This is a genomic window from Cognatishimia sp. WU-CL00825, from assembly GCF_040364665.1.
Classification (GTDB): Bacteria; Pseudomonadota; Alphaproteobacteria; order Rhodobacterales; family Rhodobacteraceae; genus Cognatishimia.
In genome coordinates, this window is sequence record NZ_BAABWX010000002.1 from 186,539 (window position 1) to 212,032 (window position 25,494).

Here is a 25,494-nt window from a genome sequence, read left to right on the forward strand (position 1 = left end):
CCTTTGGGTTGGCTTTCCAAAGATTTATCCATTGCAAAATTAAACACAATCTGTGTAAATGCACTAGTATTGTTACTTTTTGCACAGGTGTTTTATGGATAATTGGGATGAAATCCGCACAGCGTATCAAGTCGCGCGTATGGGAACGGTCAGCGGTGCGGCGGACATTCTGGGGGTGCATCACGCGACGGTTATTCGCCACATCGACAGTCTCGAGCAGCGTCTGGGCGTAAAGCTGTTTCAGCGCCATGCGCGCGGGTACACCCCAACGGAAGCTGGCGAAGACATGATGCGGGTTGGGCAGGCCACGGATGATCAATTTGGTCAGCTTGAAGGACGCATAAAGGGACGCGGATCGGATGTCTCTGGCGAACTGGTGGTGACTTCATTGGCGGCCATGTCCTCGCTTATGACACCAGTGCTTGCCGAGTTTCAGGCCCTGCATCCAGGGCTGCTGATCCGCTATTTGACGGACGACCGGGTGTTTCGGCTTGAATATGGCGAGGCGCATATTGCCTTGCGGGCAGGAGCCGTACCGCAGGAGCCCGATAATGTTGTGCAGCGGCTGACAACCATGGAAACGGGCCTGTATGCGTCACGCAGCTATATCGAAAAACACGGTACACCCAAGGAATTGGATGATTTTAACAACCATTTCTTTGTTGGTGCTGACAATGAAAAATCGCGTGCTCCGTTTCACAAATGGCTGAACACCGTGGTCAGTCGCGATCGCGTGACCTTTCGCAGCACGGATTTTAAGTCAACGGAATTGGCTGTGAAAGCAGGTGCCGGCATCGGTTTTCTGTCGCGGCAAGTCGCACATGGCAATGAGGATCTCGTGGAAGTCTGGCCTGCGTTGGAGGAATGGCACGGTCCGCTGTGGTTGGTCACCCATGTGGATCTGCACCGCACCGTAAAAGTGCAGACGTTTTTGTCGTTTTTAAAGGAGCGTGTGAGCGATTGGCCGTTTCTGACAGCGCAAGAGCGGGCAACCTAAGAAGACCGGGTTAGGCTTTGGGCGCTGTCGAGACTGGGGGCGACGGGGCAGGTGGATCAGCCAATTCAATTTCCAAGAACTTTTCAAAGGCGTCCAGATTTACTGGTTCAAACTGGCCGAAGCCCTGCATCCAGACAGTGGCATCGCGCAGCGCGTCCGGTTCGAGTTTGCACCATTTCACACGTCCGCGTTTTTCCTGGCTGATCAGGCCGGCGCGGGTCAAAATACCCAGGTGCTTTGAAATCGCTGCCAGCGACATTTCAAATGGCTCTGCCACATCGGTGACGGCCATGTCGTCTTCGAGCAGCATTGCTAGGATTTCGCGTCGCGTGGCATCAGCCAGCGCCGCAAATTTTGTGTCCAGATCACTCATCAAAGCCATCCTATCGATCGGTGCGATGCGGGGGAACCCCATTCACAGATGCGCAGTTTTCGGGTCGACAGATCTTGGGGAGGGTCATAGATCAAGGGTGTTTCTAATGTAAAGGGTGACCTATGCCGCTGCGTTATTGGGCGTTGATCTTATTGCTGGCCGCGGGCTGGGGAGCGTCGTTCTTTTTCAACGAGATCCTGTTGCGCGAGCTTGGCCCATTGTCGGTTGGCATGGGGCGCGTGGGCACGGGGGCCATCGGTTGCTGGATTTGGCTGATGTTCAGCCGCACATCCTGGCGGGTGCCGCTGCGCAGTCTGGTGATCTTGGCGGTTTTTGGGGCGTTTCAATACGCGATTCCGCTGTCGGTTTATCCGGTGACGCAGCAATATATCACCTCGTCCGCTGCCGGTATCGTGAATGCCATGACGCCGCTGATGGTGGTGATCGTCAGTCATTTCTGGCCTGAGGGCGAAAAGATGACCGTGCTGAAGAGCGTCGGCGTTGTCTGTGGGTTCGCGGGCATCGTGCTTTTGGCGCTGCCGTCGTTTGCTGGGCAGGGCGAGAGCGACCCGCTGGCGCTGATGGCGACGATGGCTGCGCCGCTGTGCTACGCGTTTGCGCTGAATTTGGTGCGCAAAATGGATGGGGTGAACCGGGTTGTGCTGACCGCCTGGTCGTTGACGCTGAGCACATTGGTGTTGGTGCCCCTGGCGATTTGGGTTGAAGGCGTGCCGGTGATCACGCAAGCAGAAACCTGGGTGTCGCTGTTTGTCATCGGCTTTGTTCTGACGTCTGCCGCTTTTATTCTGTTGTTCTGGCTGATCCCGCGGGTGGGCGGCACCACCGCATCGACAATCACCTTCATCGCACCGGTGTCGTCGGTTTTGCTTGGGGTTTATGTGTTGAACGAGACACTAGAGGGAATTCAATTTATCGGCATGGGCGTGATTTTTGTCGGCATGTTGTTTGTTGATGGGCGGTTCGTTCGCAAACTTAAGCCGACGCGCGTGGGTGGCTAAGGCGGCTTAGGGGGCGTTTGTGGGTCTATGACGTTGGCTTTGTTAACGGCAATAGCCTTGGTTACAGATGGTGGCGACATCCGTGGCATCTTGTGTTTTAATGGGTAATTGAGGTGATCACGCAGGCAGAAATCCAACTCTAGGGAAGGATAGCGAATGATCATGCGGATTTTTCAGGTCACGACAAAAGAAGGCAAAGCAGAGGAGTTTAGCACCTTTTTTCACGAGGTTGCGATTCCCTTGATGCGAGGGACTGCGGGAATCGTTCAGGTCCTGCCCGGCGCGCCGCGGGCTGATAGTCCCAATGAGTTCAGTTTCGTGATGGTTTGGAAAGACCTTAAGTCCTTGAAGGCCTTTGTTGGCGAAGACTATCAGAGCCCTCATATTGACCCGGTCGAAGCTGAGTTGGTCGCGACAAGATCAATTAAGCATTATGAACTTGTGGAGTGATGGGGCGATGAAAGCAGAACTTTCTGGACGCTGTGGTTGCGGGAAAGTGACCTATCAAATGACAACACCTCCGATGTTTGTGCATTGCTGCCATTGTAGGGAATGCCAACGACAAACCGGATCAGCCTATGTGCTAAATGCAATCATCGAAGCCGACCGTGTAAATCTTGATGGCGCAACAACCGAGAGCACGCTTGCGACGTCTAGCGGCAAGGGGCAGGTCATAACGCGATGTGCAAGTTGCAGTACGGCCGTTTTCAGCAGCTATCTGATAAGGCAAGGCAAGTTGAAATATGTGCGCGTTGGCACATTGGATGATCCCGCAAGCTGTCCGCCGGATGTGCAGATCTTTGTCTCTAGCAAACAGCCCTGGGTGCCCCTGAACACTGCGATCCCAAGCTTTGAGGCGTTTTACGAGATTGAAGAGGTCTGGCCCGAGCCTTCCTTCAAGCGCTGGCGCAGACTGTTTGGCGATTGAGCGGTGCGTGCGAGTGGCTGTGTTAGTTATATGGTTTGTGGCAAGGGGCTCAATCCTATTCCCAGTTTGACGTTGAGGGATATTCAACCAAATAGTTGAATACGGAAAATCGCCGTTTTTACCCTGAATGGGAGTTCGAACGGTTGATATTTGGCAGTTTAGGCTTTTGAAATAGCATTGTTTTTCAAGTGCTTAGATGCGCGCCGCGCAGGATTGAGACTCTCGTTGACTCATGCCGCGCTGCAGCTTAGCTATGCGCCGAGTTCAACCATTGGAATTGCGCGTGACCGATCCTGAAGACAAAGAGCGCTTAAGGCAGCTTGAGGAACGGATCGAGGCGGTCAAACAGACCCAGGCACCCAAGGATCATATGGAGGAACACTATTCTCAGGCTCAGCTGGCCTGGCGGATGGTGATTGAGCTTGTCGCCGGTCTTTTGATCGGTTTTGGGATTGGATTGGGGCTAGATACCCTGCTTGGCACGAAGCCAATTTTTCTGATCCTGTTCATATTTTTGGGTTTTGCCGCCGGGGTCAACGTGATGATCCGCAGTGCGAAAGAAATCCAAGCGAAGCAATTGGCCGATCAGGCCGAAAAGAATGAGAGGGACTAGACGTGGCAAGCGAAGCACACGGCGCAGAAGAGGGTGGCCTAGTATTTCACCCGATGGATCAGTTCATTGTTAAGCCGCTGTTTGGTGGCGATCACATTGGCATGTTCACCATCACAAACGTGACCCTCTGGCTGGCCCTTTCGGTCGTTGCCGTGGTTGCCTTGATGGTTTTTGGCACATCGCGCCGCGCGATTGTTCCAAGCCGCGGACAGTCTGTTGCAGAACTGGCCTATGGTTTTGTCTATAAAATGGTTGAAGATGTTGCTGGCAAAGACGCCATCAAGTTCTTCCCATATATCATGACCCTGTTCATGTTCATCGTCTTTGCGAACTTCCTTGGCTTGCTGCCAATGAGCTTTGCAACCACATCGCATTTTGCGGTCACCGTGGTGCTTGCACTGGCTGTTTTCTTGACAGTGACGATTGTTGGTTTTGCGAAAAACGGCTTGGGCTTTTTGGGTCTGTTCTGGGTGTCTTCTGCCCCGCTGCCGCTGCGTCCTATCCTGGCCTTGATCGAAGTGATCAGCTATTTCGTGCGCCCCGTGAGCCACAGCATTCGTCTGGCTGGCAATATCATGGCGGGCCACGCGGTTCTGAAAGTTTTCGCGGGTTTTGCCGCCATCGCAGTGGTCTCGCCGCTGTCGATCGTAGCGATCACCGCAATGTATGGTCTTGAGGTCCTGGTGGCCTTTATCCAGGCCTATGTCTTTACCATTCTGACTTGTGTTTACCTGAAGGACGCTTTGCATCCATCGCACTAATAAACGCAGCGCCGGGCAGACGCCCGGCCTACGGCAAGTCGAACACCTATCTATCTATTAACTTCCAACGTAAGGAGAATTCACCATGGAAGGTCAACTCGCACACATCGGCGCAGGTCTTGCAGCTATCGGTTCCGGCGCAGCCGCTATCGGTGTTGGTAACGTCGCAGGTAACTACTTGGCAGGCGCATTGCGCAACCCATCTGCAGCAGCTTCCCAAACAGCGACACTGTTCATCGGTATCGCCTTCGCAGAAGCACTGGGCATCTTCTCGTTCCTAGTTGCACTTCTGCTGATGTTCGCCGTCTAATCTAGCGGAACCATCCTTACGTGCGGGTGGGTTGCACCAGCATCTCACCCGTAAGACTACGGAAGTTCCCAGGAGGACGTTATGGCGACTGATACACACGCAGCCGCAGGCCACGCAGCAGAGGTTGCATCGGCCCCCGGTATGCCACAGCTGGATTTCTCGAACTGGGGCAACCAGATTTTCTGGCTATTGATCACACTTGTTGCGATCTACTTCGTTCTTTCGCGCATCGCGCTGCCGCGCATTGCTGCGGTTCTGGCCGAGCGTCAGGGGACAATTACAAATGACATCGCCGCAGCTGAAGAGCTGAAGGTGAAAGCAGCTGACGCCGAAGACGCTTATAACAAAGCTCTTGCAGATGCCCGTGCGGAAGCCGGTCGCATTGTTGCAGAAGCCAAAGCGGAAATTCAGGCTGATCTGGACGCAGCGACAGCCAAGGCTGACGCGGAGATTTCTGCCAGAGCAGCAGAGTCGGAGAAGGCAATTGCCGAGATCCGTGCTGGTGCGGTTGAAAACATTCGCGATGTTGCGGCAGAGACTGCGAAAGAAATCGTTTCTGCATTGGGCGGTAAGGCAGATGCCAAAGCCGTGACTGCAGCTGTTGAAACTCGGATGAAGGGGTAAGGACATGCGTAAACTAGCAACTCTTTTGACCCTGACCGCGGCGACACCGGCTTTTGCCGCGTCTGGTCCGTTCTTTTCGCTGGGCAATACCGATTTCATCGTATTGATGGCGTTCATCCTGTTTGTTCTTGTTCTGCTGAAGTTCAAGGTGCCCTCGATGTTGAGCGGCATGTTGGACAAACGTGCCGAGGGCATTCGTTCTGAACTGGATGAAGCCCGCGCATTGCGTGAAGAAGCCCAGACTATTCTGGCGTCTTACGAGCGTAAGCAGAAAGAAGTTCAAGAGCAGGCTGACCGGATCGTGGCGCAAGCCAAGATCGATGCAAGCGCTGCGGCTGAGCAGGCCAAGCAAGACCTCGCGGTTTCTATTGAGCGCCGTTTGGCTGCTGCGACTGATCAAATTGCCTCTGCTGAGAAATCTGCTGTGAAAGAAGTGCGCGACCAAGCCATCGTGATCGCTATTGGCGCTGCCAACGAAGTGATTGCCAAGGGCATGACCGCCACTGAAGGCAACAAGCTGATCGACGCTGCAATTGGCGAAGTTGAAGCCAAGCTTCACTAAGTAAATTCGGTTTTAGAATTTAAAGAACCCGGTCCTGGTGGCCGGGTTTTTTGTTTTTGATGCTTGGGTCAGAAGTCAAATTGGGTCGTGTGCTTGCAAAAAGGTCGCGATCAGTCCCGCGCGGCTTCGTGCTCAAAGCGCTGTTTGGCAATGGCTTCGTTTTGCTTGGCTTTGTTGTGATCACTAAGCGAGCGCTCGACATAGGTGAGGTGATCTGACACCGCTTGGCGTGCAGCAGCGGCGTCGCGGGCCTGTAGGGCGGTGTTTATGCTGCGATGTTGTTCCAGCAACTCTGTGCGCGTCGTGCGCTGCTTAAACATGATGGTGCGGTTGTAAAACACGCCTTCGCGCAGCAGCTGATACATAGAGCGCATCATGTGCAGCATTATCACGTTATGGCTGGCTTCGATGATGGCCAGGTGGAAATCTGCGTCAAGTTGGGCTTCGTCCGTTGGATTGCGCTTGGGGTGGGCGGCTTCCATCTTTTTAAAGACCGTGTCGATGACTTTGAGATCCGTGTCAGATGCAAATTTGGCGGCGCGCTCGGCGGCCAGGCCTTCCATGTCGCGGCGGAAGGCGATGTAGTCAAACACAGCATCGTCATGTGAGGAGAAAAGATCCACCAAAGCTGGGCTGAAGGCGTTGCCTAGTACATCTGCCACAAAGATGCCTGCACCGGCTTTGGAACTCAGCAACCCGCGCGACTGAAGCTCGGCGATGGCTTCGCGCAGAGAGGGCCGCGAGACGCCCAGCCGTTCGGACAATTCACGCTCTGCGGGCAGGCGTTCGCCAGGGCGCAGAATGCCGCGCAAAATGAGCAATTCGATTTGGCGAATGACCGAGGTTGAGAGTTTCTCGGGCGTGACTTTTTGAAAGGGCATAGGGCCTCGGGATTAATTTGGTCATCATATTTGACCACGATGTGAGGTGGGCTGCAAGTGACGTCGCGTGGTGGAAGGATAAATGGCAGGAGTATTGACTTTTAATAGGTCTCACTTACTGTCCCTTTTTGAATCATAGATTAGGGTGGGGATTCGATGGACTTTCAACATATTTTTGCCAGTCGGGCATCGCGTATGAAGGCGTCTGAAATTCGGGAACTGTTGAAGCTGTTGGAGCAGCCTGGAATCATTTCATTTGCGGGCGGTATTCCCGACCCGGCAATCTTTCCGGCGGCGGCGTTTAAAGAGGCTTATCAAGATGCGCTGAGCGCGGAAAAACAGTCCACTGCATTGCAGTATTCTGTCAGCGAAGGATATTTGCCGCTGCGCAAATGGTTGGCGCAACAGATGGCCAAATTGGGCGTCGATTGTGGGCCGGAAAACATCTTGATCACGTCGGGCTCGCAGCAGGCCTTGGACTATCTGGGCAAGTTGTTTTTGTCGCCAAATGACACTGCGCTGATCAACTGGCCAACCTATTTGGGCGCGTTGGGGGCCTTTAACGCCTATGAGCCCCGCTATGATCGGTTGCAGGTGAATGGCAATCGGTCGGCTGCGGATTATGCGGCTGAGGCTGAAGCCGCAGGCGGGCGGGTGAAATTCGCCTATTTGTCCGCGGACTTTTCAAACCCAACTGGCGAAACGGTTGATCAACGTGGTCGCGAGAACTTGTTGGCTTTGGCCGAAGATCTGGACTGTGCGGTGATCGAGGACGCGGCCTATCAGTCACTGCGCTATGATGGTGAGGCGATTGCGCCGATTTTGGCGCTGGAGATGGCGCGAAAAGGGGACATCAATGCCTGTCGCACGGTGTATTGCGGCAGTTTCTCAAAGACATTGTCGCCGGGCCTGCGGGTGGGCTGGGTCTGCGCGGCGGCCCCGGTGATTTCGCAGATGGTGTTGCTGAAACAAGCCGGAGATTTGCACAGTTCGACCGTGAACCAAATGGCAATTCACCATGTGGCTGAGAGCCAATTTGACAGCCATGTTGCAAAGCTGCACTCGGCCTATTCAGCGCGACGTGATGCGATGTTGGCGGCGCTGCACGAGTTTATGCCCGAAGGCGTGAGTTGGACGCGTCCTGAAGGCGGGATGTTCGTGTGGATTACCCTGCCGGTGGGCCTGAATGGGGCGGATCTGTTGCAGCGGGCGTTGGAAACCGTAAAAGTGGCTTTTGTGCCGGGGCGGGCGTTCTTTGCAGATGGATCTGGCGAAAACACCATTCGACTGAGTTTTTCCTGCGCGGATGAGGCGACGATACGCGAAGGTGTGCAACGGCTTGCCAGCGTTGTGAGTGCCGAAATAGCGGCGCAATAGCCGGTTCAGCCTCAATCATTTGTTAACCATGATGGGCAAAGGTAGGGCATGTTTCGCCTCCTTTGCCTTTTGCTATTCCTGAGCGCCTGCAGCTCGCCTGGTCCAAACTTTTGGCAGGCCGAGGCCACCCGCATGGAGGTGGAGGGCAGCAGCTTTGATTTGCGGCGCAATGGCGATTTGGTCGAAATCATTCGAGTGAATTTTGAGGCTCGACCGGTGATTGCAGAGATTGCCCGAAAAGCTGAATTTGCGATTGAAACCACCACGGGATGCCCGGTAACAGAATTTCGCGGTGATGTGGCCCTGTTGGTGGGCACCATTGACTGCAATAAGGCGCTGGTTGCTTCAGAAGTTGCCAAATTCAAGCCGCCAAAACGCAAATATCTGGAATGCGTGCAGGTCAGCAGTGCGAACGCGACACTGGCCGGGGATCTGTCGATGCAATGCAGTTAAACGCCTTTAGAGTGTTTTTGTCATAAAGACCGAAGCCGCACTTTCCGGATAAGACCCAAAAGCACCGCAGTAGTGAAATCCATGGCGTTCATATAGCCGCTGGGCGGCGGTCAAGGTATCACCGGTCTCCAGATTGAGCACGGGCAGTGCTTGCTGTTTCGCTTCGGCCTCGAGCGCCTGCATCAGGGCTTTGCCGACCCCAAGCCCGCGGGCTGTGGGGGACACAAACAGCGATTTGACCTCGCCATATGCGCCTTGATTGGCCAAGGCCACACAGCCCATTGTCTGATCGTGGGCGCGGGCTATGAAGAATCGAATGTTGGGCGCGCAAAGGTCGGAAATCTCTAAATAGTGATTGTCCTCAGCGGCAAACAACTCTTGCATCAACGCATGACTTGATTGCAGCAGCGCGGTGGCTGCTGGGTCTCTGGGATCGCCTTGTGTGACGTCAACCTTGTTCATTTGGGCTTCCTTGGGCATGGGGTAGGCAGGGGATGAGGGCTTGCCGGGTATAGAATTCTCGCATAATTCGGTGGGGTCACAAAACAAAGTTTTCCCGATGTCTGATGTCATTTACCTGTGTAAAACTTGTCGCTTAGAAAATGGGCAGTTGCCCGGCGAAGATTTTGCAACTGCGCTGGCTGAACGCGTGAGTCACCTAGAGATCGAGGTGCGCACGGTGGCCTGCCTGAACCTGTGTGATACGCCGATGTCGCTGGCCCTGAGAGGAGTGGGCAAGACGGCATATTTATTTTCTGATGTGGCAGCAAGCGATGTTGGGGATGCGGCTGCCTTGGCAGGGTTGTATGTGGCGGCGCAAGATGGAGAGATCACCGATGCGCGCGCAGCTGGGCGGTTGCGGCATTGTCTGGTCGGTAAAATCCCAGCGATTTGATGACCGCGATCCTATGCCGGCTATCGGGCATTCGACAGGGCAGAACAAATATGGCCCGCTCTGTGAAGAACGGGCCAGACATCTTGGTTTGTGAGCGTTTTCAGCTTTCGCCGCGCTCGATAAAGAAGGCAGCGAAATAGCCTAAGGTTGCCCAGCCGATGGCCGCCATGCCCAAAGAAAGCGTGACAAATTCAGCAGAAAGCTCGGGTGGGGCGATGCCGAAATAGGTGTCCAGATGTGGGGCACCAATAAGATGCGGCAAGATCAACAAGATCCCGCCAGCAATCTGCCAGATCCCAGACCGCGCAAAGGCGATCATGGCCAGAGCCACAGCGGTTGCCACAATCGTAGAGATCCACCAGATCTGACGGGGGGCGAGTTCGGCCGCTGGGGTGCCGGGCAGTTCTGGTGGCAGGCCAACAGCCGGTGCCAGTTGCACTGCGATAAAGCCAGCAAGACCCCAGATCAGGCCCGCCTTGGCAGAGACTTTTGCAACCCCTTTGTCGCGCGCAAACACCATCGCGGCGGCGAGGATCAGACCATAGCCGGTATAGGTTACCATGTTAAAGGCAACGGTCATTGCGTGGCGGCCCCATTTGGTGCCTAGACCGGGCGCGCCGCGCTCGGATTGGGTGCTGCCATCGACCAAAAAGTGGAGACGTTCTCCGCCTTCGTAAAGTTCGCCTTCCAGCAAAGCAGGAATCACAAACACGAACTGAAGAAGGGCCGCTACGGCCCCTGCAATCAGACCAGCGAACAACGCGCTGGATAACAAATTTTTCGACATTTTAAAGTGTGCGGCTTAGTGGCAAGGGAAAGCCATCGCGTGGCGCTGGTCGTGTGCTGCGTCGTGCAGAACAGTTGCTTGGGCCATGCCGGACACTGTCAACAATGCAACACCAATGGTCAGGGCCAATGCGCATGCGCCAATGTTTGAACGTGCGGCGGAAATATTTGCAATAATCGTCGTCATATCTCTTCTCCTAGTCCCGTCACACCCGACGGGTGGGGTTTCCAAAACATATGGCTGGTCTCCTGGCTCGCGGGTCGCAGCGTCACACGCCTTCCCAGGGGAAACCCCCAGTGGTTCTTGTGTTTCGCTCGCCGCTTACAGTCGCGGGGGCGGCTGAGGCCGAGGTCCATAGACCCTTCCTCATTCCCATTTATCCCTGTGAAGCCACGTGGGATACCATATGGGTCCTGTTTGGCCGTTTATGGGGGTTTGGGTCAAGGCGAATAGCGACCAATGTGCGTTTTTTTAAGACATCAGGAGCCACGTAGGAATTGACGCATGTCGCAATATCTTGTGGATAACTGGACGATATCCGCAATATTGTGGGGAAATACGTTGACTTTGGGCGCTACCACTTTGCAAAGTTTAGAGACGCTGGAATCACAGGAACTTGCTATTTGCGCTTTTCCAAACTCAGATTAACGGGCTTTAAGAGCTTTGTGGACCCAACCGACCTGATCATCGCTGATGGTTTGACCGGTGTTGTGGGCCCCAATGGCTGTGGAAAATCGAATCTGTTGGAAGCCCTGCGTTGGGTGATGGGCGAAAATCGCCCGACAGCCATGCGCGGCGGTGGCATGGAGGATGTGATTTTTGCCGGGGCGGCGACGCGACCGGCGCGCAACTTTGCCGAAGTGGCGCTGCAAATTGACAATGCCGACCGGCTGGCACCTGCTGGTTTTAATGACGACGATAACCTTGAAATCAACCGGCGGATCACGCGAGATGTTGGCTCTGCTTATAAGGTGAACAGCAAAGATGTGCGGGCGCGCGATGTACAGATGCTGTTTGCGGATGCCTCGACTGGGGCGCATTCTCCGGCATTGGTGCGGCAGGGGCAGATCTCGGAACTGATCAATTCCAAGCCCAAAGCGCGGCGTCGGATTCTGGAAGAGGCGGCAGGCATTTCTGGCCTGTATCAGCGACGCCATGAGGCGGAGCTGAAGTTGAAAAACGCCGAGGCAAACTTGCTGCGGGTCGACGATGTGGTCGAGCAATTGGCCGGACAACTGGCGTCTTTGGCGCGGCAAGCCCGTCAAGCGGCACGTTATAAGGCCATTGGCACAGAACTGCGTCAATCCGAAGGTATGTTGCTGTATCGGCGCTGGCGTGACGCGGATGATGCGCGCGCCAAAATCGAAGAGGACTTGCGCGCAAAAACCCTTGCAGCGGCGCGGGCTGAATCCGAAGCGCAAGCCGCAAGCCGGCTGCGTGAGGATCTGGATAAGACTTTGCCGCCGCTGCGCGAAGAAGAGGCCATTTCGAGCGCGATTTTACAGCGTTTGCAAGTGCAGCGCGATGCGTTGAAAGACCAAGAAGACCACGCGCGTCAGGTGATTTTGACCCTGACCAATCGGATCGAACAATTGAGTCGTGATATCGAGCGTGAGGCGGGTTTGAACAAGGATGCCGGTGAAACCATGCAGCGTCTGGAGTGGGAACAGCGCGAATTGGAAAAGGCGGCTGATGGCCAAGAGGAACGTTTGGAAGAGGCATCGGATGCAGCACGTGAAGCGGCTTCTGTTTTGCAAGAGCGCGAAAGCGATCTGGCGCAATTGACAGAAGACGTGGCGCGGTTGGCGGCGCGGCATCAATCGGCGCAGCGATTGCTGGCGGATACCAAAAAGCAACAGGTTCGCAGCGAAGCCGAGGCCCAGAAAGCGCAGCAGGTCGTGTCAGAGAGCCAAGCGGCGCTGGCGCAGGCCGAGGCAGACTTTGAGCTGGCGCAAGAGGCAGAAGAAGAGGCCGTTGAGCGTGCCTCTTTGGCCGAAGAAGCGCTGGCGGAAGCCGAAGACGATCGGGCCGAAACCCAATCGCGCGAAGCAGATGCGCGGGCGGAACGCTCTGAGGCCGAAGGCGAGCTGAACGCGCTGCGGGCGGAAGTGTCGGCCCTAGCCAAATTGGTTGAGCGCGATACCGCTGAGGGCGGCCAGATATTGGATCGTTTGCAGGTTGAACAGGGCTTTGAAAAAGCCCTGGGCGCAGCCTTGGCGGATGATCTACGTGCCCCGGAAGTCGACGAGGATGGTCCCTCTGGGTGGCATGCTTTGCCGCAATATGACACGGCGCAGACGCTGCCAGAGGGGATCACCTCGTTGGTTCAACACGTGTCGGTGCCAGAGGTGCTGGAACGGCGCATGAGTCAGATTGGCTTGGTGGCCACCGAAGACGCCTTGGCGTTGCAATCACAGCTTAAGCCTGGGCAGCGTTTGGTGTCGCTGGAAGGGGATCTGTGGCGTTGGGATGGGTTTCGTGCGTGGGCCGAAGATGCGCCGAGTGCTGCCGCGCTGCGTTTGCAGCAGTTGAACCGACTGGAAGAGTTAAAACAGCAAATGGCGCGCGCGACGGCGCAAGCAGATGGGGCGGTGGATGCCCATGAAACGTTGCAAGCAAGGCTACGCGCGCTTGGCGAAGCGGACCGTTTGGCGCGAGAGGCCCGCAAAGACGCGGATCGCGCGGTGGCAGATGCTGCGCGCGCTTTAAGCCGCGCCGAGGCTGACAGAAACCTTGCGGCGGGCAAAAGCGAGTCGATGAGCCATGCGGTGCGGCGTCACGAAGAAGATGCGATGGAAGCGCGCGCGCAGGTGCTTGAGGCCGAGCGCAATATGGCGGATCTTGGCGATCTGGACGCGGCGCGCGGGGCGGTTGAAGACATCAAGATGACGGTTGAAGCTGCGCGCATCACCATGATGGCAAAACGGTCTGCCCATGATGAGTTGCGCCGGGATGGCGACGCGCGTATCGGGCGCAGTCAGCAGGTAAAGAAAGATATCAGCGGTTGGCGCTATCGGTTGGAAACTGCCGAGAAACGCAGCGGCGAGCTTGCGGAACGCAAGGCAGCCTCGGAAGAGGAATTGTTGGAAGCGCAAATGGTGCCTGAAGAGATTTCGGAAAAGCGCGAAGAGCTGACGATTTCGATTGAAGATGCCGAGGAGCGCCGCAGCAAGGCTGGTGATGCCTTGGCCGAAGCAGAGACCGGGCTGCGGGCTGCAGAGCAAGCAGAGCGGGACGCAGAGCGATCAGCCTCGGAGGTGCGGGAAGCACGGGCGCGCGCCGAAGCGCTTGCGGATGCTGCGCGCGAAACTGTGGCCACCGCCACGGGGCGTATTCGCGATGATATGGATCAAACTCCAGAGGCGCTTTTGGCGTCATTGGACATTACGCCAGAAGATATTCCAAACAGCCACGCGATTGAAGCGGACGTGAACCGGCTGAAACGGCAGCGCGATGCATTGGGCGCAGTGAATTTGCGTGCCGAAGAAGATGCTCGCGAGGTTCAGGAAGAGCACGATTCGCTTGCGGCAGAAAAGCTGGATTTAGAGCAAGCCATTGCCACTTTGCGTGCGGGCATTGCCAGTCTGAACAGCGAAGGCCGCGAACGGCTTTTGACAGCGTTTGAACAGGTGAACAGCAACTTTTCGTTGTTGTTTAAGCATTTGTTTGGCGGCGGCGAAGCGGATTTGGTTTTGGTGGAAAGCGAAGACCCATTGGACGCGGGCCTAGAGATCATGTGCCAACCTCCGGGCAAGAAACTGTCGACTTTGTCGCTGTTGTCGGGGGGCGAGCAAACTCTGACAGCCATGGCGTTGATCTTTGCTGTCTTCTTGGCCAATCCGGCACCCATCTGTGTGCTGGACGAGGTGGATGCGCCTTTGGATGACGCCAATGTGACGCGGTTTTGTGACCTGCTTGACGAGATGTGCCGCCAGACCGAAACCCGCTTTTTGATCATCACGCACCACGCGGTGACCATGGCCCGCATGGACCGCCTGTTTGGCGTGACCATGCAGGAACAAGGCGTTAGCCAGTTGGTTTCTGTTGACCTAAAGGCCGCAGAAACCCTGGTGGCTTGATCACAGTTTGTTAAGCAGTGTCGGGGTTGGCCATGCGTCAGCGGGCAGGCCTAGACGGCGTTGTTCGGCTTGTACCGCATCGCGGGTTTTTGCGCCGAGAATGCCATCAATTTTCCCAACATCGTGGCCACGGTTTTGCAATTTCTGTTGCAGCTGTTTCATTTGCTGGCCCACCAGTCCAGTTTCCGGGTTGCCCTGATTATAGGGCGCGGCCCCTTCAAGACGGGTGGCGAAATAGGCGGCGGTGGTGACGTAAATAAAGCTTTGGTTCCATTCAAAGTAAACTTTGAAGTTCGGGTAGGCCAAGAAGGCAGGCCCCTTGCGACCCTGTGGCAGAATCAGTGACGCTGGAAGTCTTGCAAGTTTGCCCTGACGGGGTTTGATGCCCAAACGCGCCCAGTCGCTGGTGGATTTGGTTGTGTTCAGGCCCGATAGGGACCAGTCCATTTTGTTGGGCACGGTGACTTCCTGCAGCCAAGGCTGGCCCTTTTTCCAGCCAAGATTTTGCAGCATTTTGCCGCCTGACATCAGCGCATCGGTGGCAGAGGTTTTCAGCTCGACCGTGCCGTTGCCATCGCCATCCACACCGTTTTCGATGATGTCGGCGGGCAACATTTGCACCATGCCAATTTCTCCGGCCCAGGCACCTGTGGTTTTGCTTGGGGAGAAGTCGCCGCGTTCATATAGTTCAAGCGCGGCAAAGACCTGCGGGCGGAACAATTCAGGGCGACGGCAGTCATGGGCCAGGGTGACCAAAGAGTTCAATGTATTGAAGTCACCTTGGAAGCCGCCAAAATCGGTTTCAAACGCCCAGAAGGCCAGTAGGACGCCGGGCGAAACACCGTACTCTTGCGCGATGCGGTTAAAGGTATTGGCGTGCTGTTTCGCTTTGGCTTTGCCGACGTTCAGCCGGTTGGAACTGATCAGTCGTTGTGAAAACTCGAGGAAAGGTTTTTGAAACACACCTTGTGCGCGGTCGGCTTTTAAGGTGCGCGGATCTTGCGCGACATTTGCAAAAAAGCGGTTCACGGTCTGTTTGGAGTGCCCCAGTGCGGTGGCTTCGGTTTTTAGACCCTTAACGAAACCCGAAAAAGATCCGCCACATTTGGCATCTGCCGTGGCGGTGGTGGCCAGCAAAACCAATGCTGCGAGAGAAATGGCAAAACGCATAAAAACCTCTTATCAAACTTTGGCGCAGACTAGCATCTGCATGGAGTTTCGCAATGTCAGATCAATGCCAAGGCAAAGACAAGCGCCAGACTTAAGCCCCAGACCCGCCACAACGCTGTGCAGGCCCGATCAATCGCATTGGGGCCAATGTCAATCTGACCAAAGTCGTGCACATAGGGGAAATCACGCATCTCGCCGTCATAGGCGCGTGGGCCTGCCAAGGCGACATTTAGCGCGCGGGCCATGGCGGCTTCGGGCCAACCGGCGTTTGGGGATTTGTGAAAGCCTGCGTCTTCGCGAATGTCAGACCAAGCAGATAACCCGTTGTGGGTGATAGCAATCAGTGCGGCAGTGATGCGCGCGGGCAGCCAGTTTAAGACGTCATCAAGTTTGGCTGCGGCCCAGCCGAAATCTTTGTAGCGTTCGGTGCGGTAACCGATCATCGAGTCGGCGGTGTTGATGGCTTTATAGATCAAAAGGCCGGGCAGACCTGCAATCAGGAACCAAAACGCCGGGGCGATGACGCCGTCTGAAAGATTTTCGGCGGCGCTTTCGATGGCGGAACGGCTGATCCCGCCCGCATCAAGCTGTTGGGTGTCGCGGCTGACGATTTTGGCCACTGCGGCGCGCCCGTCCCCAAGCGAAAGCCGCAGGGCGTCGCCAACATCTTGCACATGTTGCACAAGCGCGCGCTGGGCCAGAAGAATGGCGGTGACCAAAAGCGTCGGAAGCCAACCAAACAGGCCGATGAATTTGCCGATAAGCCAAGCGGCAAGCACCAGCCCCACAACCAAAACTGCGCCTTTGAGGCGCTGAGACGGTGCCGCGTTGAGCCGGTTTTCGGCCCAGGTGATGGCTTTGCCGATCACCACAGCCGGGTGCGGCATGCGATCCCACAACCACTTTGGTTCCCCAAGGGCGGCGTCTAAAATCAGGGCAAGGCCCAAGATCAATGCAGTGCTCATATCATTATCCGTTCAGGGCTTTGGTCAGGTGATCCCAACGATCATGGGCCGGGAGGCCGAGACGCAGATAGGTGTCTGAATAGGGGAAGATCCGGCTCCAGACATGGTGTTTTGCCAGACGGGCCTGCCAAGTCTGTGCGTTGTCGACCTGATAAAGCCGAAAGAGGTCGCACCCCCCGGCCACTTTGGCCCCCTGTTGGGTCATCAACGCATCAAGATGTTGGCTGTCTTGGGCCAGCCGGGCGCGGGTTTTCGCGGCCCAGTCGTGATCCCCAAGTGCCGCGGTGGCTGTGCGCAGGGCGGGGCCAGACACCGCCCAAGGGCCGATGCTGTCTTGCAGTTTGGCCAGCAGTTCTGGGTTGCCGATGACAAAGCCTAGCCGCAGCCCCGCAAGGCCCCAGAATTTGCCGAAACTTTTCAGGATCAGGCAGTTTGGTTGCGCGGTTTGGGCGATCATCGAGGCCTCGGGTGCAATGTCACAAAAGCTTTCGTCCACGACGTTGAATGTGGTTGCAAGATCAGAGGTCGACCAGAACTGCCCCGTGGGATTGTTGGGATGCACCAGCACGCGCAGATCGGCGTTGGTCTGGCGTTCTGCCCAGCCATGCGCGTGATAGGCAGCGGCGTGTTCGTTGTAGGTGGGCTTTGGAATGTCGACGTGATGGCCTGGCAAGATATTGGGCAGACGGGCGATCAAGCTTGAGGCCCCGGGGGCTGCCAGGATGGCGGCAGATGCGGGCACGTTCCAAAACGATCGTGCTGCGGCCGTCAGGTCCGCTTGCGCCTGACTGTCAGGCAAAGCGCCCCAATCGTTGGCGGTGAACTCTGGCAGCGGATAGGGCTGTGGATTGATCCCTGTCGAGAGATCAAGCCAAGTTTCCCGGCTGCCGCCATATGTGAGGATGGCAGCATCCAAGCCACCTCCGTGATCCCGAGCGTTGGACATATTTGTCTCCGACATAGCGCTGGGCTGTGTTCGCGGAAAATCAGGCGTTTGGCAAGGGGCGGCGAGGCGGCGGGTCAACGCGGGCGTTTGTGGCGCGGTTTTTTACCCGCCGCGGAGCTAGAGTCGTGGGCGTTGCGGCGCTTAGGCGCGATGATGGGGGGCCATGAAATCCAGAACCGGATTGATGGGAATGATGCGATGGGGATTTATCGATTCGTGGCTGAAATGATAGTGACGCACGATGTGTGCCATATTCACCGTTTCTGCCACGCCGGGGGTTTGGTACAAATCGCGGGTATAGGCCCAGAGATTTGGGTAATCGACGATCCGTTTGCGGTTGCATTTGAAATGCAAATGATAGACCGGATCAAACCGCACCAAAGTGGTGAACAGCCGCCAATCTGCTTCGGTTTGGGTGGTGCCCATCAAATACCGGTTGGCGGATAGCCGGGCTTCGACCCAGTCCAATGTGTCAAACAGGGGCGCAACTGCGGCGTCATAGGCGCTTTGCGAGGTGGCAAAGCCGGATTTATAGACCCCGTTGTTCACATTGCTATAAATGCGTTGATTGACCTCTTCGATGGTGTCCCGGTTAGAGGCTGGCCAATAATCTGTGGTATTGCCGGTGATGGCGTCAAACGCGCTATTGAACATGCGGATGATTTCAGAGCTCTCGTTGGAGACAATGGTGTTTTGTTGCTTGTCCCAAAGAATTGGCACGGTGACGCGACCGGAATAGCTCGGATCAGCTCTGGTATAGATCTGATGTGCAAAATCGTTGTCAAACAGGGTGTCACCGGTGGCTCCGGCTTGATCTTTTTCAAAGGTCCAGCCTTGGTCGAGCATGTCCGGATGCACAACCGAGACTGAAATATGCGGCGCAAGATCTTTGAGTTGGCGGAAAATCAAGGTGCGGTGCGCCCATGGGCAGGCATGTGACACATAGAGGTGGTAACGACCTGATTCCGCTTTGAAACCGGCTGCCCCGTCGGGGCCAGCGGTGCCGTCTGCTGTTATCCAGTTACGAAATTGTGCTGCGGACCGCACGAATTTTCCATCGGTACTTTTGGTGTCATACCATTGGTCGACCCATTGGCCGTCTACGAGCAGTCCCATTTGTCTCTCCTTAATAGGTTGGGCTTAATCTAGCTGGAAAGCGGGATTGCGCAATTGCGTCTGTTGCAGAACTGTTGCGCGAATGTGCACAGTAGACAGTGGTTTCAGGGTGATACTCTTGACGTGACCAGAGGTTAGAGGCGACTATTTTGAGGAATTGGAGCAAAAAATGACCACGTTTCTTTCAAAGGAAGTTCAGGCTGGGTTGGATGCGGCCCGAAAGTCTGGATTGAAAAAGAAAAATCGGCTGCGTGTGCGGGCGGGCGACGAGATTTATCCTGTTCTGCGGTTTCAAGACGACGGGTTTACGCTGGACGTCGAAGAAGCCCCAAACCTGCGGGGTTTGGTGGATTTATACGACGGTGCGCGCCATCTGTACCAATGTCTGGTAGTGGCGTCGGTCGTTGACGGCGACGAGATGTTTTATGAATTCAAACGCGCCACGGCGGCCCGCAAGGAACCGCCGCTCGATTTTGTTCAGGAAGAGGACGCGCCGGTCGCTTTGGTCACGGATCAGACAGACCAGACCTAACGGCCATGCAGGCGACAGGATTTGCTGTCGCTGCGATGTTGTTGATTGGCCAACTGGGATGATTTTAACGCTATCTTAGGTCTGCGAAGGCATCCGTCAGGCGCTGGGCGGCCTTTTGGACCAGTGCGCGCTGGGTGCCGAGATTAAACCGCAAGAAGCTTTCGCCGCCTTTGCCCAAAGTATGGCCTGGCGTTGCGGCGATCTTGGCGGTTTCATAGACCCGTTTGCGCACCTCTTCGCGCGTCAGGCCGGTGTCTTTGGTGTCGACCCAAGACAAATATGTGGACTGCATCGGCATGATTTTTAGGCCGGGGATCGCATCTATGGCGCTTTTGAACAGTGTATAGTTGCCTTCGAGGTAGGTATTTAGTGCGTCCAACCATTCAGCCCCTTGGGGGGAATAAGCCGCTTTTGTAAGCTCGGTGCCCAAAAGGTTTGGGCTGATATCAAAGCTATGAAAGAAGGGCGCAAAGCGGGCGCGCAGAGCCGGGTCTGGAATGATCACACAGCCGGTGCGCGCCCCGGCAATGTTAAAGGATTTGGACGCCGCGGTGGTGATGATCAGGCGATCCAGAATTTCAGGCATCGCGCGGGCGGCTGTCAGGTGTTTCTGCCCAGCAAAGGTCAGGTCCTGGTGGATTTCATCAGAGATCAGCAGCAGGTCGTGTTTCTGGCAAAATGCGGCCATGGCGGTGAGTTCGGATTGTGTCCACACGCGCCCGGCCGGGTTGTGCGGCGAACTGATCAGCAGCAATTTTTCCCGGCCAGTCATCAACGCGTCATAGGCGTCAAAATCCATGCGATACAGGCCGTCAGCGTCTTGGATCAGCGGCAATTGCAGGTTCACGCGCCCGGTCTTTTCGATCTTGGCCTGAAATTCGTGATAGACAGGCGTGAAAGTGACGATGGTGTCGCCCGGGTCAGTAAAGGCCTGCAATGTGGTTGCAATGCCATGCCCCAGACCAAAGGTCAAAAAGGTCCATTCAGGGTTAACATGCCAATCGTGGCGGCTGTGCATCCACCAATCGACCGCCTCGTGAAACGATTCCATGCCGCAGAAATAGCCATAGTTGGCTTTTTCGATCAGCCCCTGGGTGGCGGATTGCAGAAAGTCGGGGGCCTCAAAATCCATGTCTGCAATCCACATCGCAATGCCGTCTTTTGGGTCGACGCCAAAGCCGCGTTGCATCAAATCCCATTTCGAGGATTGGCTGCCGGCGCGATTGATGGGCTTGTCAAAATTCATGGGGTTCTCCTTTGAGTCACATCTGACGTTTTTGCGCACGCTATCGAATTGCTCTCTGAGCGCAAGAGCCGTTGCAGAAAGCTGCGCCTTGGCCTATGTCATCGCCATGTTGAAATCGATCTTGATACACCCCGATCCGCGGCTGAAAAAAATCTGTGATCCGGTCCCAGATTTGTCAGATGACTTGCGCTTGTTGGCCAAAGACATGCAGCAAACCATGTATGATGCCCCCGGCATCGGCCTGGCTGCGCCCCAAGTCGGCGTGTTGTCGCGCTTGATCGTGATGGATTGTATCAAAGAAGGCGAACCAGAGCCCGTTGTGATGTTTAACCCAGAGGTGTTGCTGTCGTCAGAAGACAAAAACACCTATGAAGAGGGGTGCCTGTCCATCCCTGACCAATTTGCAGAGGTGACACGCCCGTCTGACGTGCGCGTGGGCTGGATCGACGAAAACGGCAATCCGCAGGAAAAAGACTTTGACGGGCTGTGGGCGACCTGTGTGCAACATGAGATTGATCATTTGAATGGCACGTTGTTCATTGATTATTTGGGCCCGATGAAACGTCAGATGATGACGCGAAAATCTGCCAAGATGAAACGTGAACGGGCCCGCGCATGAGCGTGCGACCCTGTTTGCCCTGGCCGGATAAACGGCTTCGGACAGCTGCAGAACCGGTGCAAGAGATCACCGATGTAGAGCGCGGTGTTTGGCAGGACCTGATCGACACGATGGAAGCCATGCCGGGTGTCGGCATGGGGGCCAATCAGATTGGCGTGCTGCAACGGTTGATTGTGGTGGATGCGTCCTCTGAGCGGGGGCAGGTTGTGAAAATGGCCAACCCAGAGGTTTTGCATAAATCCGTCGAGCCGCGACAGCACGAAGAAGCCAGCCCCAATCTGCCCGGCGTGTCAGCGAAGATTTCGCGGCCCCGCGCGGTGACCGTGCGTTATATGGATGAAAACGGCGAGATGGCTGAAAAGGATTTTGTTGGGCTTTGGGCCACATCCGTTCAGCATCAGATCGACCATATCAACGGTAAGATGTACTTTGATCACCTGAGCCGCACCAAGCGCGAGATGCTGATCAAACGCGCAAAGAAAATGCAAAGCTGATCAGGCAAGTTTGCTTGGCACATTGAGACGAGGTCATGATGCGCGTTATTTTTATGGGCACACCAGATTTTTCTGTTCCGGTTCTAGAGGCTTTGGTTGAGGCTGGCCACGAGGTGGTTGCGGTCTATAGCCAGCCGCCGCGCCCCGCTGGACGCGGCAAGAAAGAGCGCGCAAGCCCAGTTCAGGCGCGGGCCGAAGTTCTGGGTCTGCCGGTGCACTACCCGGTGTCACTGCGCACTCCAGAGGCCCTGGAGACCTTTGCAGCCTTGAATGCGGATGTTGCGGTGGTGGTGGCCTATGGGCTGATTTTGCCGCAAGCGATTTTGGATGCGCCAAAACAGGGGTGTTTGAATATTCATGCGAGTCTGTTGCCGCGGTGGCGCGGGGCGGCTCCGATTCACCGCGCCATTATGGCTGGTGATGCAGAGACCGGGGTTTGCATTATGCAGATGGAAGCCGGTTTGGACACGGGCCCGGTTTTATTGCGTCAGACGACCTCTATTGGGGCCGAAGAAACCACAGCGCAATTACATGATCATCTAAGCCAAATCGGGGCCAAGGCGATTGTGGATGCCTTGGCACATTTGCCGGAGCTAGAGCCTGTGCCGCAGGCCATGGACGGTGTGACATATGCACAAAAGATCGACAAGGCCGAGGCAAGGGTTGACTGGACACAGTCCGCCGAGGAGGTTGACCGGCAAATTCGTGGCCTATCGCCGTTTCCGGGTGCCTGGTGTGAAATCGACGGCCAAAGGGTAAAGCTTTTGGGATCGCGTCTTGCCAAGGGAACAGGCGCACCGGGCCAATTGTTAGATGATGGTTTGACTGTGGCCTGCGGTGAAGGGGCGGTGAGCTTGTTGCGTTTGCAGCGTGCCGGCAAAGGGGCCCAGGATGCCTCTGTGTTTTTGCAGGGATTTGCGCTGCCCGAGGGCAAACTGCTGGCCTAAGCCCAAGGTTACCTAGTTGCGCGGTGGGCGGGCCTTATAGACAGGTAAGCTCCAGCCAAACCACATGGACCCGGCGCGCAAAACCCATGTGGCTGCGGCGCAGATGATTAATACGGGCAGGCCGCTAAGCCCCAGTGTTGCGGCCAGTACAGCGCTGCTGGCTCCGACAAAAGCGGCAGTGGCATAGATTTCGCCCTGTTTCAGCAGAAGCGGCACTTCGTTACAGACCACGTCGCGCATCAGGCCGCCCATACAGCCGGTGCTGATGCCCATCAACACAATGATAATCGGGTTGTGACCAAGGTCCATTGCAACGCCAGTGCCAGCGGCAACCGCGACGGCAAGCGCTGCGCTGTCCAGCCACAATAATGTGCGATAGCGGCTTTCCAGAAAATGCGCGGTGAAAAACACCAAAAGCGCCGCCCCGGTGGCCAGCAAAATATAACCGGGCTGCCCCACCCAAAAGACCGGATCTCGGCCCAGCAGCAGGTCGCGCAATGTGCCGCCGCCTACCGCGGTCAGACAGGCGACAAACGCAAAGCCCACAAGGTCAAGCTGGGCGCGGCTGGCCACCAGTCCGCCAGTCAACGCAAAGATAAAGACCGAGGCAAAGTCGAGGAAACCGAGGGCGGTCATTTGCTTTTGGCAGGTTTGAACGGGGCCATGCCCGCGCGGGCCAATTCGTCGGCCTTTTCGTTTTCCGGATGTCCCGCATGGCCTTTGACCCATTCCCATGTCACGTCGTGGCGCTCTTGGGCGGCATCAAGCCGTTGCCACAGGTCAACGTTTTTAACAGGTTTGCGGGCGGAGGTTTTCCAACCGTTACGCTTCCAGCCATGTATCCACCCGGTGACGCCGTTTTTCACATAGGCGCTGTCGGTGACAATGGTCAGCTTGCTGGGTCGTTCCAGCGTTTCAAGCGCTTGGATGGCGGCCATAAGCTCCATCTTGTTATTGGTTGTTTCGGGAGCCCCGCCTGAAAGTTCGCGTTCTTTCAGAATGGTGTCGCCGTCGCTTGCGCGCAACAAGACACCCCAGCCCCCTGGGCCAGGATTTCCGGAACATGCGCCATCGGTATATGCAATTAAATTAGCCATAGAGAGGGCGATACCCAAAAGTCTTGGGGGCCGTAAAGGCTAAACTTACGCGCGTTCTGTTGCCAGCTTTCCAGCTAGCAAAACAAATACCGCTGCAAAGCTGCGTCGCATCCACTTCACCGCCGTATCAGAACCGAGTAGAAACCTGCGCGTTTGGGCTGCAAATAGGCCATAAATCATAAAGACAAAGAACGTCATAACCATAAATATGCCGCCCAAAATCGCCATTTCCGTTGGTGCCTGTGCTGGGGTTCCACTGAGAAACGGTGGCAGAAGCGCCAGGAAGAAAATCGAGAGCTTAGGGTTGAGGATATTGATCAACGCGGCGCGTTTGCAGATCTTCCAACCCGTCTGCGTTGTGGTTCCGCTGCCCAAGGAAAGCGCGCCACCGTCCCGAAGCGCCTGCCAGGCGAGATAAAGCAAATAGGCGACACCTGCAAATTTCACCAGATGAAACAACAGCGCGGAGGTATGCAGGACCGCGGCAAGTCCAAGGCTGGCGGCCACCAATGCCGGAAAAATCCCGATCGTACAACCAAATGCGGCCCAAATTGCCGCTTTGCGCCCTTGGCCTAGACCGATCGCCAGCGTGTAGATCACGCCAGTACCCGGCGCGAGCACAACCACAAGCGCGGTGAGCAGAAACTGGGTCGAAATCATTGTGGAAACGTTTCGAGGTTACGCAAAACCCGGGGCACTTTGAAATTCACGGTTTCAACGGCTGTCTCCACGATCTCGACAGTGACATCATACCTGGCTCGGAAAGCATCGATGACCTCGTTCACCAAGACTTCGGGGGCAGAGGCCCCTGCGGTAATGCCGATGCCCGTGATGCCGTCTAGGGCGCGCCAGTCGATATCGCTGCCGCGCTGGACCAGCTGAGAATATGAACAGCCCGCTTTTGCGCCCACTTCGACCAAGCGACGCGAGTTGGACGAGTTCGGCGCGCCGACAACCAGCATTGCGTCAACTTTTTCGGCCATGGCTTTGACCGCCAGCTGGCGGTTTGTGGTGGCATAGCAAATGTCTTCTTTATGCGGGCCGACGATCTTAGGGAAACGAGCGTTCAGCGCTTTTACGATGCCAACAGTGTCATCCACAGACAGGGTTGTTTGCGTGACAAAGGCCAGTTGCTCGGGGTCACGTACTGCGATGGTGGCAACGTCGTCTTCGGTCTCGACCAAAAGCACTTCGCCTTGGGGCAACTGACCCATGGTGCCGATGGTTTCGGGGTGTCCGGCGTGGCCAATCATGATGATTTGCAGACCTGCATCGGAATGGCGCTCTGCTTCGATGTGAACTTTTGAAACCAAAGGGCAGGTCGCATCGACATAGACCATATTGCGCCGCTCTGCTTCGGCAGGGACAATTTTGGCCACGCCATGCGCCGAAAAGATAACCGGGCGGTCATCTGGGCAATCTGACAATTCTTCGACAAAGATCGCGCCCTTGTCGCGCAGCCCATCGACCACAAATTTGTTGTGCACAATTTCATGGCGGACATAGACGGGCGCACCCCATTTTTGCAACGCCATTTCCACGATTTTGATCGCACGATCAACGCCAGCACAGAAGCCGCGCGGGGCAGCGAGATAAATGGTCAGCGGTGATTTGGTCATTTTGTAGCCCTTTGGTTTGTGTGCTCTAGCTAAGCAAAATTGTAGGTCGCGTCCAGACATAGCGCTTGACCTTCCAGCGGGGTA

General features: G+C 55.9%; 31 protein-coding genes and 1 riboswitch. Of the genes, 17 read left to right on the top strand and 14 right to left on the bottom strand.

Annotated elements, in window-relative coordinates:
* Nucleotides 1-94 precede the first annotated feature (94 nt).
* A complete protein-coding gene (locus ABXG94_RS11630; protein ID WP_353534348.1) occupies nucleotides 95-997 on the top strand; it encodes a LysR family transcriptional regulator in 903 nt (300 codons plus the stop codon).
* A gap of 10 nt (nucleotides 998-1,007) precedes the next feature.
* Here the strand turns inward: ABXG94_RS11630 and ABXG94_RS11635 are convergent, their stop codons facing one another.
* Nucleotides 1,008-1,370, bottom strand: a complete 363-nt coding sequence (locus ABXG94_RS11635; RefSeq protein WP_353534349.1) for an ArsR/SmtB family transcription factor — start codon at nucleotides 1,368-1,370, stop codon at nucleotides 1,008-1,010.
* A 122-nt stretch (nucleotides 1,371-1,492) separates the two neighbouring features.
* Here ABXG94_RS11635 and ABXG94_RS11640 point away from each other — a divergent pair, with 122 nt between their 5' ends.
* From ABXG94_RS11640 to ABXG94_RS11675, 8 genes are all read left to right on the top strand, one after another.
* The gene (locus ABXG94_RS11640) at nucleotides 1,493-2,389 is read left to right on the top strand and encodes a DMT family transporter (RefSeq protein WP_353534350.1); all 897 of its coding nucleotides are present in this window, start codon (nucleotides 1,493-1,495) and stop codon (nucleotides 2,387-2,389) included.
* A gap of 156 nt (nucleotides 2,390-2,545) precedes the next feature.
* Complete coding sequence (locus tag ABXG94_RS11645; RefSeq protein WP_353534351.1) at nucleotides 2,546-2,839, top strand: putative quinol monooxygenase; 294 nt, start codon at nucleotides 2,546-2,548, stop codon at nucleotides 2,837-2,839.
* Nucleotides 2,840-2,846: 7 nt separating this feature from the next.
* Nucleotides 2,847-3,317 carry a GFA family protein gene (locus ABXG94_RS11650; protein ID WP_353534353.1) on the top strand — a complete coding sequence of 157 codons (471 nt, stop codon included), beginning with the start codon at nucleotides 2,847-2,849 and terminating at the stop codon, nucleotides 3,315-3,317.
* A 283-nt stretch (nucleotides 3,318-3,600) separates the two neighbouring features.
* Nucleotides 3,601-3,930, top strand: coding sequence for an AtpZ/AtpI family protein (locus tag ABXG94_RS11655; protein ID WP_353534354.1), 330 nt, complete (start codon nucleotides 3,601-3,603; stop codon nucleotides 3,928-3,930).
* A gap of 2 nt (nucleotides 3,931-3,932) precedes the next feature.
* Nucleotides 3,933-4,691 (top strand): F0F1 ATP synthase subunit A, encoded by a 759-nt coding sequence (locus ABXG94_RS11660; RefSeq protein WP_353534355.1) that lies wholly within the window; start codon nucleotides 3,933-3,935, stop codon nucleotides 4,689-4,691.
* Between the two features lie 85 nt (nucleotides 4,692-4,776).
* Complete coding sequence (locus ABXG94_RS11665; RefSeq protein ID WP_022572950.1) at nucleotides 4,777-5,001, top strand: F0F1 ATP synthase subunit C; 225 nt, start codon at nucleotides 4,777-4,779, stop codon at nucleotides 4,999-5,001.
* Nucleotides 5,002-5,082: 81 nt separating this feature from the next.
* Nucleotides 5,083-5,625, top strand: coding sequence for a F0F1 ATP synthase subunit B' (locus ABXG94_RS11670; RefSeq protein ID WP_353534357.1), 543 nt, complete (start codon nucleotides 5,083-5,085; stop codon nucleotides 5,623-5,625).
* Nucleotides 5,626-5,629: 4 nt separating this feature from the next.
* Entirely contained in the window at nucleotides 5,630-6,187 is a 558-nt protein-coding gene (locus tag ABXG94_RS11675; RefSeq protein ID WP_353534358.1) for a F0F1 ATP synthase subunit B, read from the top strand.
* Nucleotides 6,188-6,297: 110 nt separating this feature from the next.
* Here the strand turns inward: ABXG94_RS11675 and ABXG94_RS11680 are convergent, their stop codons facing one another.
* Nucleotides 6,298-7,068: a FadR/GntR family transcriptional regulator gene (locus tag ABXG94_RS11680; RefSeq protein WP_353534360.1), complete on the bottom strand. Its 771-nt coding sequence runs from the start codon at nucleotides 7,066-7,068 to the stop codon at nucleotides 6,298-6,300.
* Between the two features lie 156 nt (nucleotides 7,069-7,224).
* Here ABXG94_RS11680 and ABXG94_RS11685 point away from each other — a divergent pair, with 156 nt between their 5' ends.
* A complete protein-coding gene (locus ABXG94_RS11685; protein ID WP_353534361.1) occupies nucleotides 7,225-8,445 on the top strand; it encodes an aminotransferase-like domain-containing protein in 1,221 nt (406 codons plus the stop codon).
* Between the two features lie 48 nt (nucleotides 8,446-8,493).
* Complete coding sequence (locus ABXG94_RS11690) at nucleotides 8,494-8,898, top strand: hypothetical protein (RefSeq protein WP_353534363.1); 405 nt, start codon at nucleotides 8,494-8,496, stop codon at nucleotides 8,896-8,898.
* A gap of 6 nt (nucleotides 8,899-8,904) precedes the next feature.
* Here ABXG94_RS11690 and ABXG94_RS11695 read toward each other — a convergent pair whose 3' ends face one another.
* Nucleotides 8,905-9,360: a GNAT family N-acetyltransferase gene (locus ABXG94_RS11695; RefSeq protein WP_353534365.1), complete on the bottom strand. Its 456-nt coding sequence runs from the start codon at nucleotides 9,358-9,360 to the stop codon at nucleotides 8,905-8,907.
* 97 nt (nucleotides 9,361-9,457) lie between these two features.
* Here ABXG94_RS11695 and ABXG94_RS11700 point away from each other — a divergent pair, with 97 nt between their 5' ends.
* Nucleotides 9,458-9,793, top strand: a complete 336-nt coding sequence (locus tag ABXG94_RS11700) for a DUF1636 family protein (RefSeq protein ID WP_353534366.1) — start codon at nucleotides 9,458-9,460, stop codon at nucleotides 9,791-9,793.
* A 100-nt stretch (nucleotides 9,794-9,893) separates the two neighbouring features.
* Here the strand turns inward: ABXG94_RS11700 and ABXG94_RS11705 are convergent, their stop codons facing one another.
* Together ABXG94_RS11705 and ABXG94_RS11710 are read right to left on the bottom strand one after the other, a co-directional pair.
* On the bottom strand, nucleotides 9,894-10,580 hold the full coding sequence (locus ABXG94_RS11705; RefSeq protein ID WP_353534367.1) for a CbtA family protein: 687 nt from the start codon (nucleotides 10,578-10,580) through the stop codon (nucleotides 9,894-9,896).
* A gap of 15 nt (nucleotides 10,581-10,595) precedes the next feature.
* Nucleotides 10,596-10,766 (bottom strand): CbtB domain-containing protein, encoded by a 171-nt coding sequence (locus ABXG94_RS11710; RefSeq protein WP_353534369.1) that lies wholly within the window; start codon nucleotides 10,764-10,766, stop codon nucleotides 10,596-10,598.
* Between the two features lie 35 nt (nucleotides 10,767-10,801).
* A riboswitch (cobalamin riboswitch) is annotated at nucleotides 10,802-11,002 on the bottom strand.
* A 201-nt stretch (nucleotides 11,003-11,203) separates the two neighbouring features.
* On the opposite strand from ABXG94_RS11710, the gene smc reads away from it, so the two are divergent.
* Nucleotides 11,204-14,659 carry a chromosome segregation protein SMC gene (gene smc, locus ABXG94_RS11715; protein WP_353534371.1) on the top strand — a complete coding sequence of 1,152 codons (3,456 nt, stop codon included), beginning with the start codon at nucleotides 11,204-11,206 and terminating at the stop codon, nucleotides 14,657-14,659.
* On the opposite strand, the gene ABXG94_RS11720 is transcribed toward smc, so the two are convergent.
* The 4 genes from ABXG94_RS11720 to ABXG94_RS11735 form a co-directional block, all read right to left on the bottom strand.
* On the bottom strand, nucleotides 14,660-15,829 hold the full coding sequence (locus tag ABXG94_RS11720; RefSeq protein WP_353534373.1) for a lytic murein transglycosylase: 1,170 nt from the start codon (nucleotides 15,827-15,829) through the stop codon (nucleotides 14,660-14,662).
* Between the two features lie 56 nt (nucleotides 15,830-15,885).
* Nucleotides 15,886-16,794: an adenosylcobinamide-phosphate synthase CbiB gene (cbiB, locus tag ABXG94_RS11725; RefSeq protein ID WP_353534374.1), complete on the bottom strand. Its 909-nt coding sequence runs from the start codon at nucleotides 16,792-16,794 to the stop codon at nucleotides 15,886-15,888.
* Between the two features lie 4 nt (nucleotides 16,795-16,798).
* Nucleotides 16,799-17,740 carry a threonine-phosphate decarboxylase CobD gene (gene cobD, locus ABXG94_RS11730; RefSeq protein WP_353534375.1) on the bottom strand — a complete coding sequence of 314 codons (942 nt, stop codon included), beginning with the start codon at nucleotides 17,738-17,740 and terminating at the stop codon, nucleotides 16,799-16,801.
* A gap of 141 nt (nucleotides 17,741-17,881) precedes the next feature.
* On the bottom strand, nucleotides 17,882-18,856 hold the full coding sequence (locus ABXG94_RS11735) for a glutathione S-transferase family protein (protein WP_353534377.1): 975 nt from the start codon (nucleotides 18,854-18,856) through the stop codon (nucleotides 17,882-17,884).
* A gap of 169 nt (nucleotides 18,857-19,025) precedes the next feature.
* Here ABXG94_RS11735 and ABXG94_RS11740 point away from each other — a divergent pair, with 169 nt between their 5' ends.
* Nucleotides 19,026-19,388 (top strand): hypothetical protein, encoded by a 363-nt coding sequence (locus ABXG94_RS11740; RefSeq protein ID WP_353534379.1) that lies wholly within the window; start codon nucleotides 19,026-19,028, stop codon nucleotides 19,386-19,388.
* Nucleotides 19,389-19,458: 70 nt separating this feature from the next.
* Here the strand turns inward: ABXG94_RS11740 and ABXG94_RS11745 are convergent, their stop codons facing one another.
* Nucleotides 19,459-20,634, bottom strand: coding sequence for a MalY/PatB family protein (locus ABXG94_RS11745; protein WP_353534380.1), 1,176 nt, complete (start codon nucleotides 20,632-20,634; stop codon nucleotides 19,459-19,461).
* Between the two features lie 106 nt (nucleotides 20,635-20,740).
* Here ABXG94_RS11745 and def (ABXG94_RS11750) point away from each other — a divergent pair, with 106 nt between their 5' ends.
* From def (ABXG94_RS11750) to fmt, 3 genes are read left to right on the top strand one after another with little or no spacing between them, the layout of a single operon-like run.
* Nucleotides 20,741-21,253, top strand: coding sequence for a peptide deformylase (gene def, locus ABXG94_RS11750; protein WP_353534534.1), 513 nt, complete (start codon nucleotides 20,741-20,743; stop codon nucleotides 21,251-21,253).
* On the top strand, nucleotides 21,250-21,747 hold the full coding sequence (gene def / locus ABXG94_RS11755) for a peptide deformylase (RefSeq protein ID WP_353534381.1): 498 nt from the start codon (nucleotides 21,250-21,252) through the stop codon (nucleotides 21,745-21,747). Before def (ABXG94_RS11750) ends, def (ABXG94_RS11755) begins: the two co-directional genes overlap by 4 nt.
* Nucleotides 21,748-21,785: 38 nt before the next feature.
* A complete protein-coding gene (fmt, locus tag ABXG94_RS11760) occupies nucleotides 21,786-22,694 on the top strand; it encodes a methionyl-tRNA formyltransferase (RefSeq protein ID WP_353534536.1) in 909 nt (302 codons plus the stop codon).
* 12 nt (nucleotides 22,695-22,706) lie between these two features.
* Here the strand turns inward: fmt and ABXG94_RS11765 are convergent, their stop codons facing one another.
* The 4 genes from ABXG94_RS11765 to ispH are packed head-to-tail and all read right to left on the bottom strand — an operon-like array spanning nucleotide 22,707 to nucleotide 25,410.
* The gene (locus ABXG94_RS11765; RefSeq protein ID WP_353534383.1) at nucleotides 22,707-23,330 is read right to left on the bottom strand and encodes a trimeric intracellular cation channel family protein; all 624 of its coding nucleotides are present in this window, start codon (nucleotides 23,328-23,330) and stop codon (nucleotides 22,707-22,709) included.
* On the bottom strand, nucleotides 23,327-23,791 hold the full coding sequence (gene rnhA / locus ABXG94_RS11770; protein ID WP_353534384.1) for a ribonuclease HI: 465 nt from the start codon (nucleotides 23,789-23,791) through the stop codon (nucleotides 23,327-23,329). The genes ABXG94_RS11765 and rnhA overlap by 4 nt, the downstream gene beginning before the upstream one ends.
* Before the next feature lie 45 nt (nucleotides 23,792-23,836).
* Nucleotides 23,837-24,451, bottom strand: coding sequence for a LysE family translocator (locus ABXG94_RS11775; protein ID WP_353534385.1), 615 nt, complete (start codon nucleotides 24,449-24,451; stop codon nucleotides 23,837-23,839).
* On the bottom strand, nucleotides 24,448-25,410 hold the full coding sequence (gene ispH, locus ABXG94_RS11780) for a 4-hydroxy-3-methylbut-2-enyl diphosphate reductase (RefSeq protein ID WP_353534386.1): 963 nt from the start codon (nucleotides 25,408-25,410) through the stop codon (nucleotides 24,448-24,450). Before ispH ends, ABXG94_RS11775 begins: the two co-directional genes overlap by 4 nt.
* Nucleotides 25,411-25,494 lie beyond the last annotated feature (84 nt).